We start from the raw sequence: 11,268 nt of genomic DNA, 5'->3' as shown, positions 1-11,268 counted from the left end.
CCGACCCGCTGACCGCCGATCTGTCCGGCGTGATCGGCGGTCCGGTCGGACGGCACGCGGTCGTCGGACGCAGTCGGTTCTTCACGCCGATGCGCGCCATCCTGTTGCTGGCGATCGTGTTTCTCGCGCTCGGCTGGTTCGCGAAGGCGCCGTGCATCCAGCAGGCTCCCGTCGGTGAGAACGGTGCGCTCGGGCTCGACTGGAGCGGCAGCAGGCAGTACGTCGCGATGTGTTACTCGGACACGGTGCCGCTGTACGGGGCGGAACGGTTGAACGAGGGCGCGTTCCCCTACAAGAAGTGGTGGGAAGAGACCGCAGGCAACGGCCAGATCCAGCGCCGCTACATGGAATACCCGGTGATCTCCGGGCTCTACCAGTACGGCGCGATGACGATCGCGAAGTCGTGGGATGCGGTGCACTGGCTGCCCGGTGCCTTGCAGGTCGCGATCTATTTCAACGTCGTCGCACTCGGTCTGGCGCTGGCCTGGCTGGTCACCGTCTGGGCGAGTGCGCTGCTGGCCGGACGCCGGATCTGGGACGCCGCGCTGATCGCCGCGTCCCCACTCGTGATCGTGCACGCGTTCACGAATTTCGATCCCCTCGCAACGGCTTTCGCCGCGGGCGGGCTGCTGGCGTGGTCACGGAAACGGCCGGTGCTCGCCGGGATCCTGCTCGGTCTCGGCGGTGCCGCCAAGCTGTATCCGCTGCTGCTCCTCGGACCCCTGCTGGTGCTGTGCCTGCGCACGGGCCGGGTGCGGGACTGGTCGGTGACGGCACTGACCGGGGTCGGAGCGTGGATCGCGGTGAATCTGCCGATCGCCGTGCTGTTCCCGCGCGGCTGGGCCGAGTTCTTCCGGCTCAATTCCGAACGCGGCGCCGACCCCGACTCCGTCTACAACGTCATCTCCTCGTTCACGGGCTGGACCGGATTCGACGGCATCCTGGCGGCCGGTCAGGCGCCCACCGTGCTCAATGCGGTGTCGTTCCTGCTGTTCGCGCTCGTGTGCGTCGGGATCGGGTACGTCGCGCTGACGGCGCCGAGACGGCCGCGGCTCACCCAACTGTGCTTCCTGCTGGTCGCGGGTTTCCTCCTCACCAACAAGGTGTGGAGCCCGCAGTATTCGCTGTGGCTCGTACCGCTGGCCGTGCTCGCGTTCCCGCACCGGCGGATCCTGCTGGCGTGGATGACGATCGACGCACTCGTGTGGGTGCCGCGCATGTTCTACTACCTCGGCGTGGCCGACAAGGGGCTCCCCGAGCAGTGGTTCACCGCCGCGGTGGTGGTCCGCGACGTCGCGGTCGTGATCATCTGCGCCCTGATCCTCCGCCAGATCTACCGGCCCGGCAAGGACCTCGTGCGGTACGGCTTCATCGACGATCCGGCGGGCGGGGTGCTCGACCAGGCGCCCGATGCGCAGCCGCGGTGGCTGCCTGCCTGGCTGTGCCCGCGGCCACCGGTAGAAGCGGCTCCCGCGCACGGTGTTTCGCCAGGCTAGGGCTTGGACAACACCACCGCCGCCCCGACCGCGAACACGGCGATCGAGGCGCCGAGGGCGATCGCGCGGATCGACCACTGGCGGGCGTCGGCGGCGGCGCGCACCGACAGGTCGTACTCGCCGCGCTCCCACAGCCGGTGGACGGTGAGCGCACGCAGAAGAGCGACGATGCCGAACGGCACGAAAACGACAATCGCAAGAACGGCGAGCGGCAGACTGCTGGCCGGCGGCGGTGCCAGCGGCCCGCGGTAGTCCGCCCCGGTGTCCTGCTGCTGCGACGTCATGCGTTGCCTCCCCGTGGTGGTGCCCACGCACCGTGGGCGACGACGTGGAGTATAGACCGTCGAGATCCCCGACTGTGCAGTACCTTTCGCGTGGCCGGCGGTTACGGTCCGGCTACCGGCCGGTCTCCACGGCGGGCGGATGTGCGCGGGCCGCGACCCACGCCGCCACCTGGGTGCGGGAGCTGACGGCCAGCTTGTCGAAGATGTGCTCGACGTGCCCGTCGACGGTGCGCCGCGAGATCACCAGCCCCTCGGCTATCTGCCGATTACTGAGCCCCTGCGCGAGCAGTTCGGCGATCTCCTGTTCCCGTTTCGTCAGCGGCGACGCCTCGGCGACGGGCGCCGCCGCGTCCTCGGTCCGGGTGCCGAGCGCGAGATCGACCGCCTGCTCGATGGTGAGCCGGACCGCGGGCGTTGCGAGTTGGGCGAATGCGCCGGGCCCCACCATGCGGGCGGCGTCCCGCTCGGACGACTGCGAGTCGTCGGTGATCTGCGGGCCGAACGCCGAGACGGACGTGCCGAGCCGATGCCACACCCCCTTCGCGGCGCCGCACAGTGTCGCCGCCGCGTTCGCGTCGCCGCTCGACGTCGCCACCCAGGACAGCACCTCGATCGACAGGGCCGTGCAGATCTTGTCCTTGAAGTCGCGTTGGATCCGCAGCGCCTGGCGGGCGGCGTCGACGGCGTCGTCGGCACGGCCCAGGTGGAAGTAGGCGACGCTCGAAACCCAGAGGGCGTACGCCTTGTTCCACTTCTCGCCGTGCCGGTCCGCCACCGCGATCACGTCGCGGCACGTCTCCAGCGCGTCGTCGAGGCGGCCGTCGTAGGTCTGCGCCATGCCCAGTTCGAATGACGCCGTCAGAGCCGAGGCCGTGTCGCCGACGGCGCGGTGCACGACGATCGCGTCGCGGAACAACACGATCGCGTCGGCGGGGCGGCCGGAGAACACCGCGTGGATCCCCGCCCAGTGATCGGCGTGCGCGCGCAGTCGCTCGTCGCCGAGCGCCGTCGCGATCGCGATGCATTCGTCGAGGTGTTCCCGCGCGGCGTCGCGGTCGCCCTGGATCAGCGCGGTCCACGCGGTCACCCACAGCACGTCGCCCCGCTCCCGGGTCGGTTCGGTGAGCCGCTGCAGGATCCGTTCGAGCCGGATCCGCCCGTCGGACAGGTTGCCGCCGGCGATCCAGTGATACCGCAGGGCGACGGCCAGTTCGGCGGCCGCGGCTCGCTGCGAGTCGTCCTGCAGGGCCCAATCCAGGGCGGCGACGAGGTTGGGGTGGTCGATCCGCAGTTCCGCGAGTGTCTCGGATTGTCCTGGCCCGCACCAGTCGAGCGACGACCGGCGGGCGCGTTCCGAATAGTGCTCGAGATGTCGCCGGTACAGCTCGTCGCGTTCCCCGCCGAGGTCGAGAAGCTCGTGCCCGTACTCGCGGACCGTCATCAGCTGCGAATAGCGGAGCCTCTCGGTCGAACGGTCCACGGTGACAAGGCATTTTCCGACCAGCCGGTCGAGGACGTCGATGACCGGCGAGTCCGACAGCTCACCGAACCCGGTGATCGCTTCCGCGGCTTCGAGATCGAAGCTGCCGGGGAACACGGCGAGGCGCGACCACAGTCGCCGCTCGGTGTCGGAGCACAGTTCGTAACTCCAGTCGATGAGGGCGCGCAGCGTCTGCTGGCGGGGCATCGCCGCACGGTCGCCCCCGGTGAGGAGCGCGAATCGCTGGTCGAGACGTTCGACGAGTTGCGATGCGGACAGCGACCGCAGCCGGGCGGCGGCGAGTTCGATGGCGAGCGGAATCCCGTCGAGCTGGTTGCACAACTGGGCGACGGCGGGCGCGTTCGCATCGGTGAGGCGGAAGTCGGCGACGACGCCCTGCGCCCGCTCGACGAGCAGCGACACCGATTCGAACGGGGCGATGTCCGCGGCGCGGCAGTCCTCGACGTCACCCGGGGTGCTCAGCGGCGGAAGCACGTACGTGAATTCACCGGCGATCCCGAGCGGTTCGCGACTCGTGGTGAGCACCCGGACCTCCGGCGCGGCGGCCAGGACGGTGCCGGCGAATTCGCCGGCGGCGGACAGCAGATGCTCGCAGTTGTCGAGGACGATCAGCAGGTGCCGCGACTGCAGGTGGTCGGTCACCTTGTCCATCACCGCGCGGCTGGACTGATCGGTGACGCCGAGAGCGGCCGCGGCGGCGGAAGGCAGCGCGCCGGGGTCGCGGACCGGGGCGAGGTCGATCCACCGGACGGAGTCGCGGAAGGCACGCGCGGAGCGGACCGCGAGTTCCTCGGCCAGTCGTGTCTTGCCCACACCGCCCGCACCGAGCAGCGACACGAGGCGGGACTGCTGCAGGCGGGCGCGGGCTTCCTCGATCTCGCGGCGCCGGCCGATGAAGCTGGTCATCGACCTGGTGAGTTCTCTCGAGCGAGTCAGTGGATGTCTCCCGTGTCCGGTCGGCCAGGTGTGGCACGAACCTACCTCCACCTGCTGTGACGGACAACACAGGTAATCAAGGGGGTGTTTCACCCCGCGTGGGGGTGATGTGACGTGGGTCATCGTCGTTGGCATACCCGGTTGCCTGCTCGACTCCAGCCGGAACCCACCGTTCACGAGGAGCTCACCGCCATGTCAAAGACCAATTCTTCCGCCGACGTCGATGTCGTCGTCGTGGGTGCCGGGTTCGCCGGCCTCTACGCGCTCCGCAAGCTGCGCGACACGATGAAGCTGTCGACGCGGGTGTTCGAGGCCGGCTCGGACGTGGGCGGCACCTGGTTCTGGAATCGGTACCCCGGCGCCCGCTGCGACATCGAGAGCGTCCACTACTCGTACTCGTTCGACGAGGACCTGCAGCAGGACTGGCAGTGGAGTGAGAAGTTCGCCGGGCAACCGGAGATCCTCCGCTACCTCGAACACGTCGCCGACCGCTTCGACCTGCGCAAGGACATCACGTTCGGCACCCGGGTGATCGGCGTGCACTGGGACGACGAGGACTCGGTGTGGACGGTCCGCACCGACGACGGCGCCGTCGTCCGCAGCCGGTACTTCATCTCCGGGGCGGGCAACCTGTCGGTGCCGAAGACGCCGGAGTTCGGCGGCATCGAGAACTTCCGCGGGGAGGTGCTGCTCACCGGCAACTGGCCGCGCGAAGGCGCCGACTTCACCGGCAAGCGGGTCGCCGTGATCGGGACCGGGGCCAGCGCGATCCAGGCCATCCCGTTCATCGCCGAGGACGCCGCCGAACTGGTCGTCTTCCAGCGCACCCCCAACTTCGCGACCCCCCTCGGCAACGGTCCGATCGACCCGGACGAGGTGGCCGAGATCAAGGGCAACTACGCCGAGGTGCGGACCGCCGCCCGCAACCACTTCCTCGGCGTCCCGTTCGATCAGGTGCAGCCGTCCGCGCTCGCCGTCGACGCCGACGAGCGTCGCCGCACGTTCGACGAACGCTGGAACGCCGGCGGGTTCCGGTTGTTCATCGACTCCTATCAGGACATCCTGTTCGACAAGGCGGCCAACGACACCATCGCCGACTACATCCGGGAGCGGATCCACGAGCGGGTCCAGGACCCGGCGAAAGCGGCGGCGCTGGCCCCGACGGGTTACGCGTACGGCACCAAGCGGCCACCGCTCGAGACCAACTACTACGAGGCGTTCAACCGCGACTCGGTGAGCGTCGTCGACGTGAAATCCACCCCGATCGACGAGATCACGGCGACGGGAGTCCGGGTCGGCGACCGCGTGTACGACGTCGACACCATCGTGCTCGCAACCGGATTCGACGCCATGACCGGACCGCTGATGGCGATGGACATCCGCGGTCGGGGCGGGCTGCCGCTGGCCGAGAAGTGGGAGCACGGACCCAGGACGTACCTCGGCATCATGGTCAACGAATTCCCGAACCTGTTCGTCATCACCGGGCCGCAGTCGCCGTCGGTGCTCTACAACATGCCACTCGCCATCGAGGACCACGTCGACTTCGCCACCGATGCGATCGACTACCTGGACCGCCGCGGCCTCGACGTCATCGAGCCCACGGCGCAGGCCGAAAGCGATTGGGGCGCACTGACCAACGACATCGCGAACCAGACCCTGCTGCCGGGGACGAACTCCTGGTACATGGGCGCGAACATCCCCGGCAAGCCCCGCGCCTGCATGGTCTATCTCGGCGGCGCCCCCACCTACCGGGCCACCTGCGAGGACGTCGTCGCGGGCGGTTACTCCGGCTTCGCGCTCACCCGGGCGGGGGCCCGTACCGCCTCCGCTGCCGGGCAGCGTGTCCGCCGGGCTTCCACAGTGTCCTGACAACCATCCCGACGACAGAGGAGACCGACATGGCACTCGATTCACACGCAGCCGACCTGATCGCCGGACTACAGGAGCAGGGGCTGAAGGCTTTCGAGCACAGCACCGTGGACGAGGTGCGGGCGGTGGTGGCGACGTTCACCGGACTGCAGGCGCCGCCCGAACCCGTCGCCCGCGCGGTGGACGCGCACTACGAGAGCGGCGGAGCGCAGATCCCGCTGCGGGTCTACGTGCCCGAGGGGCCGGCGCCGCACCCGGTGGTCCTGTACTTCCACGGCGGCGGATTCGTTGCGGGCGACCTCGACGTCGTCGACGAACCCGCACGCGCGGTCGCGAACGGCGCAGGCGCGATCGTCGTCGCCGCGACGTACCGCCGCGCCCCGGAACACCGGTTCCCGGCCGCCGCCGACGACGCGTCGGCCGCACTGCGGTGGGTGGCGGCCAACATCGCGACCTACGGTGGTGATCCGGGCAACGTCGTCGTCATGGGTGACAGCGCCGGCGGCAACCTGGCGGCGGTCACGGCGTTGCGGGCCCGTGACGAGGACGGACCCCGGCTGCGGGGACAGGTGCTGATCTATCCCGTGATCGATCCGAATGCGGAGTTCCCCTCCCGGCGGCAGTTCGCCGAGGGATACGTGATCGGCGCCGGCGACCTCGACTGGTTCTGGGGCAACTACCTGCGCTCGCCCGAGGACGCGACCCATCCGTACGCCGTCCCGAGCCGCGCCGCGAGCCTCGAAGGGCTTCCGCCCGCGCTCGTGCTCACCACCGAGAACGAGGTGGCCCGCGACGAGGCCGAGGCGTACGCCGGGGCGCTGCGGCAGGCGGGCGTCGACACGGAGGCGATCCGCTTCGACGGACTCCTCCACGGCGCGTTCTGGATGTCCGGTGCCATTCCGCGCAGCAGCGAAATGCGTTCGGCCGTCGTCGAGTTCGTGAAGCGGGTGACGGTCACCGCGCCCGTGCTGTGACGTGACCCGGCCGCGTCAGCCCTCGACTCGCGCCTCGAGTCGGGGGCAGATGCGCGGCCATTCCTCGTCGACCATCGAGAACAGGGCGGTGTTGCGCCACGATCCGTCGCGTCGGCGCCGGTGCTTGCGCAGGATGCCCTCGAACTCGGCCCCCAGCTTGGCGATGGCGCCGCGGGAGTGGGCGTTGCGCTCGTCGGTGTGCCATTCGACGCGGACCGCGCCGAGGTCCTCGAACGCCCGCCGCAGCAGCAGCAGTTTCGACTCCGGATTGATCAGCGTTCCTTGTGCGGAACGCGACAACCAGGTGTGCCCGATCGCGAGACTGCGGTTCCTCGGGTCGATCAGATACAGCGACGTCGAACCGACGACCCGCCCGGCGGCGACGTCGATCTGCGCGTACGCCAACCGGGTCGGATCCTCGTCGGCGTTGCGGACGAACGCCGCGGCGTCGTCCCGGTCGGCGATGGCGACGGACGTCCAGTGGAAGATGCGGGGGTTGTCGACCGCGTCCAGCAGTCCGTCGACGTGGTGCTCGCCCAGCGGCTCGAGGTGCACGTGCCGCCCGGTGAGAGTGGGATGCGCGTACCAGGATTCGCTCATCGAACCGGCTCGGGAGACTTCAGCATCGGCCGCCGGCCGGACCCCGGACCGGTGCGCCCGCGGACGGGCGGATGCCGGAGAGTCGCGCGCAGGAACACGAAGAACAGCACCACCAGCAGTCCCGCCCGGCCCCACACCCCGAACTTCACCAGCACCTCGAACGTCGACGCGTCCGTCTGGGCGGCGAGGGCGCCGAAGTACTTGAATACGCCGATCCCCATCGACAGGTCGGCCACGAGATATGCGGCGACGAGCCCCCACGGGACGCGCAGCAGCACGAAGAACGGGATCAGCCACAGCGTGTACTGCGGCGAATGCACCTTGTGCAGCAGCAGGAATCCGCACAGCATGGCGGCGCTGACGGCGATCCACGGGTACACGCCGTCGCGGTGGAACCGCAACCAGCCGAGCCGCAGGGCGATCGCGAACGCGGCGCACACGAGGAGCGGCGACAGCAGGCTCACCGTCTGGTCGTACGCGGGCAGCGGGACGTCGTCGGCGACCGGCCCGAACAGCGGGCGCAGCCCCCAGTACCAGATGGAGTTGGTGGTGAGATCGGCCTGACGGTTCTCCTGGAACGTGAACGACGCCCGCCATCCGCTGTAGGAGATGAGGGCGAACGGCAGGTTGACCGCCACCACGGTGGTGATCGCGGCAACCGCGACCAGCACCGCGCCGCGCACGTCGTAGCGGCGTTCCGCGGTGCCGTTCGTGAGGACGTACGCGATCAGCGGCAGCACGAACGCACCCGGATACAGCTTCAGGCAGAACCCGACGGCGAGGAGCACCGCCGCGAGGACAGCGCGGGTGCGGAGCGGGATGCGTTCGAGTGTCATGACGAAGATCGCGGCCACCGACGTCGCGACCACCGGCAGTTCCCAATTGTGGAACGCATACAGCACCAGCGGCGGCGTCGCCGACCACAACAGCGCCCACCAGCCCGCCAGCCGCCCCAGCATCCACGCCGTGAGCAGTCCGAACGGGGCGAGGATCAGCGCCGAGTGCAGCAGGAAGTCGGCGTCGGTGTGCGAACCGATGCCGCCGAGCCACATCAGCACACCACTCAGTACCGGGTACTCGACGGTGCCGCCGGTGAGGACGCCGTCGGCGTTGATCCCCCCGGTGACGTACGGGAAGACGTGCAGGTTGACGTCGCGTCCGAGCCACAGGAACTGGATGTCGGAATAGCAGACCTGCGTGTCCTTGAGGCGGTCGAAGATCAGGCTGCGCCCCACGCCGTCGAACGGCGCCCCGGCGCACCGCGCCTTCTGCAGGTAGCCGGCGAGCATGGCGAGGCCCGCCAACCCGACGACGACCGCCGTGATCGGCGACCGCTGCCGAGCTCCGATATGCATGAATCCACACTAGGGTGCGCGGGCCCCGGCGTGTGAAGCGGAAACGCCGCGCACCGGGGCGGTCAGTCGCTCGTGCGTCGCAGGACGTCGGGTTTGTGGACGGCGTCCTTCCCGCTCTCGTCGCTGACGACGCGGTACTGCGGGTCGTCCTCGGAGGCCCGCACGGTGCGGGCCTCCGCCTCGGTGTCCTCGGTGATCTTCTCCTCCACCTCACCGGACGTGGTGGTGCCGTGGGTCTTCCACTCCACCTTGTCGCCGCGGTGGAACTTCTCGTCTGCTGCCATCGTGTCGGCGTACCCATCCGTACCCCCGATCACACCGGCAGGGCTGATTTCGCTGGTCAGGGGCTCGTCGTGTACCCTGCAAAGGTTGCTGACGCAACGACCCTCCTGCCACGGACAGTCCGTGGCCGTTTTCACTAGTCCATAGGAGGTGATGAGGTCTTATGCGTCATTACGAATTGATGGTCATCCTTGACCCCAGCCTGGACGAGCGCACTGTTGCTCCTTCGCTGGATACGTTCCTCAATGTTGTTCGCCAGGACGGCGGCAAGATCGACAAGGTCGATGTCTGGGGTAAGCGTCGTCTCGCCTACGAGATCCTGAAGCACAGCGAAGGCATCTACGCGGTGATCGACATCAGCGCTACGCCCGCCACCGTCGCGGAGCTCGATCGTCAGCTCGGTCTGAACGAGTCGGTGCTGCGTACGAAGGTTCTGCGCCACAACAAGTGATTTCTGTCGGTCACCAGCCCTAGGCTCGTGCCCAACCGAACTCCACATTCTGCAGGAGGAACCATATGGCAGGCGACACCGTCATCACCGTCATCGGAAACTTGACGGCTGATCCGGAGCTTCGATTCACCCCCGCGGGTGCCGCGGTCGCGAACTTCACGGTCGCGTCCACGCCCCGCACCTTCGACCGTCAGACCAATGAATGGAAAGACGGCGAAGCACTGTTTCTGCGTTGCAACATCTGGCGCGAGGCAGCCGAGAACGTCGCGGAGAGTTTGACCCGTGGCTCGCGAGTGATCGTGAGCGGCCGGCTCAAGCAGCGCTCCTACGAAACTCGTGAAGGTGAAAAGCGCACTGTCGTCGAGCTCGAGGTCGACGAGATCGGCCCCTCGCTGAGGTACGCCACGGCCAAGGTCAACAAGGCCAACCGTGGTGGCGGCGGCGGTGGAGGCTTCGGTTCCTCCGGCGGATCGGGCGGCGGACGTCCGCAATCCAACACCGGCGGAGATGATCCGTGGGGCAGCGCGCCGCAGGCGTCCGGCTCCTTCGGAGGCTCTGGTGGTGGGAGCGACGAACCCCCGTTCTGATCCGTACCTGATCGGAACATCCAGAAAAGAGCAAACAAATGCCGAAGCCGCCCTTGCGCGACAAGGTAATGAAGAAGAAGATCTGCATCTTCTGCAAAGAGAAGAACACGCAGATCAACTACAAGGACACGACGCTGCTGCGTAAGTACGTCAGCGACCGCGGCAAGATCCGTGCGCGCCGTGTCACCGGCAACTGCGTCCAGCACCAGCGCGACGTTGCCATTGCCGTCAAGAACTCACGTGAGGTGGCGTTGCTGCCTTACGCCACCGTGGCTCGCTAAGGAAAGGGAGGAAAGACATGAAGCTCATCCTCACCGCTGACGTGGACAACCTCGGTGCGCCTGGCGACACCGTCGAGGTCAAGGACGGCTACGGCCGCAACTACCTGCTGCCCCGCGGCCTGGCCATCGTCGCCACCCGTGGCGCCGAGAAGCAGGTCGAGGGCATCCGTCGTGCGCAGGAAGCTCGCGCCGTGCGCGGACTCGACCACGCCAAGGAGCTCAAGGACGCCATCGAGGGCCTCGAGAACATCTCGCTGACGGTCAAGACCGCCGGTGACTCGGGCAAGCTCTTCGGTTCGGTTACCGCCGCCGACGTCGCCGCTGCCATCAAGGCTGCCGGCGGACCCGTCGTCGACAAGCGCAGCCTGGAGCTGCCGAAGGCTCACATCAAGGCGACCGGCAAGCACGCCATCGTCGTGAACCTGCACCCCGACGTGGTTGCGAAGTTCCACCTGAACGTCGTCGGCGCCTAGTCGACCCCGTTCACACACAGGCCCCCCGGACGCCTCGGCGTGCGGGGGGCTTGCGCTTGTCGATTCCGGCTCTCAGCCGCCCTCTCCGGTCCGTTTTCGCGGGTGTGAAGCATGCAGAGGGGCGGCTTCCAGGTGTGCCTGGAAGTTAGCCGCCCGCGCCGGAGATCTGTGAGGTGAAT

The 11,268-nt window shown here is 68.4% G+C and carries 12 protein-coding genes; 7 read left to right on the top strand and 5 right to left on the bottom strand.

Annotation, left to right across the window (positions count from 1 at the left end):
- On the top strand, window positions 1-1,496 hold a 1,496-nt coding region (locus tag ACFTZB_RS10725; RefSeq protein ID WP_378431509.1), incomplete at its 5' end, for a glycosyltransferase family 87 protein.
- Here ACFTZB_RS10725 and ACFTZB_RS10720 read toward each other — a convergent pair.
- Window positions 1,493-1,780, bottom strand: a complete 288-nt coding sequence (locus tag ACFTZB_RS10720; protein WP_378431507.1) for a CD225/dispanin family protein — start codon at window positions 1,778-1,780, stop codon at window positions 1,493-1,495. The genes ACFTZB_RS10725 and ACFTZB_RS10720 overlap by 4 nt on opposite strands.
- Window positions 1,781-1,892: 112 nt before the next feature.
- On the bottom strand, window positions 1,893-4,187 hold the full coding sequence (locus tag ACFTZB_RS10715) for an ATP-binding protein (RefSeq protein ID WP_378431505.1): 2,295 nt from the start codon (window positions 4,185-4,187) through the stop codon (window positions 1,893-1,895).
- A gap of 222 nt (window positions 4,188-4,409) precedes the next feature.
- Here ACFTZB_RS10715 and ACFTZB_RS10710 point away from each other — a divergent pair, with 222 nt between their 5' ends.
- Window positions 4,410-6,086, top strand: a complete 1,677-nt coding sequence (locus ACFTZB_RS10710) for a flavin-containing monooxygenase (protein WP_378431503.1) — start codon at window positions 4,410-4,412, stop codon at window positions 6,084-6,086.
- A 29-nt stretch (window positions 6,087-6,115) separates the two neighbouring features.
- A complete protein-coding gene (locus ACFTZB_RS10705) occupies window positions 6,116-7,060 on the top strand; it encodes an alpha/beta hydrolase (RefSeq protein ID WP_378431501.1) in 945 nt (314 codons plus the stop codon).
- A gap of 15 nt (window positions 7,061-7,075) precedes the next feature.
- Here ACFTZB_RS10705 and ACFTZB_RS10700 read toward each other — a convergent pair whose 3' ends face one another.
- From ACFTZB_RS10700 to ACFTZB_RS10690, 3 genes are all read right to left on the bottom strand, one after another.
- Window positions 7,076-7,660, bottom strand: coding sequence for a GNAT family N-acetyltransferase (locus ACFTZB_RS10700; protein ID WP_378431500.1), 585 nt, complete (start codon window positions 7,658-7,660; stop codon window positions 7,076-7,078).
- A complete protein-coding gene (locus ACFTZB_RS10695; RefSeq protein WP_378431498.1) occupies window positions 7,657-9,015 on the bottom strand; it encodes a glycosyltransferase family 87 protein in 1,359 nt (452 codons plus the stop codon). The genes ACFTZB_RS10700 and ACFTZB_RS10695 overlap by 4 nt, the downstream gene beginning before the upstream one ends.
- Before the next feature lie 62 nt (window positions 9,016-9,077).
- Complete coding sequence (locus tag ACFTZB_RS10690) at window positions 9,078-9,299, bottom strand: DUF2945 domain-containing protein (protein ID WP_378431496.1); 222 nt, start codon at window positions 9,297-9,299, stop codon at window positions 9,078-9,080.
- A 161-nt stretch (window positions 9,300-9,460) separates the two neighbouring features.
- Here ACFTZB_RS10690 and rpsF point away from each other — a divergent pair, with 161 nt between their 5' ends.
- The 4 genes from rpsF to rplI all read left to right on the top strand — a co-directional run bounded on the left by rpsF (window position 9,461) and on the right by rplI (window position 11,089).
- Window positions 9,461-9,748 (top strand): 30S ribosomal protein S6, encoded by a 288-nt coding sequence (rpsF, locus tag ACFTZB_RS10685; protein ID WP_005249677.1) that lies wholly within the window; start codon window positions 9,461-9,463, stop codon window positions 9,746-9,748.
- Between the two features lie 65 nt (window positions 9,749-9,813).
- Window positions 9,814-10,335, top strand: a complete 522-nt coding sequence (locus ACFTZB_RS10680) for a single-stranded DNA-binding protein (RefSeq protein WP_012690423.1) — start codon at window positions 9,814-9,816, stop codon at window positions 10,333-10,335.
- 38 nt (window positions 10,336-10,373) lie between these two features.
- Entirely contained in the window at window positions 10,374-10,616 is a 243-nt protein-coding gene (gene rpsR, locus ACFTZB_RS10675; RefSeq protein ID WP_005249686.1) for a 30S ribosomal protein S18, read from the top strand.
- Between the two features lie 17 nt (window positions 10,617-10,633).
- A complete protein-coding gene (gene rplI, locus ACFTZB_RS10670; RefSeq protein ID WP_378431493.1) occupies window positions 10,634-11,089 on the top strand; it encodes a 50S ribosomal protein L9 in 456 nt (151 codons plus the stop codon).
- Window positions 11,090-11,268 lie beyond the last annotated feature (179 nt).

Source organism: Rhodococcus sp. NPDC057014 (assembly GCF_042673295.1).
In the GTDB taxonomy this organism is placed as follows: Bacteria; Actinomycetota; Actinomycetes; order Mycobacteriales; family Mycobacteriaceae; genus Rhodococcus_F.
This window is presented reverse-complemented; position numbering and strand designations above follow the sequence as displayed.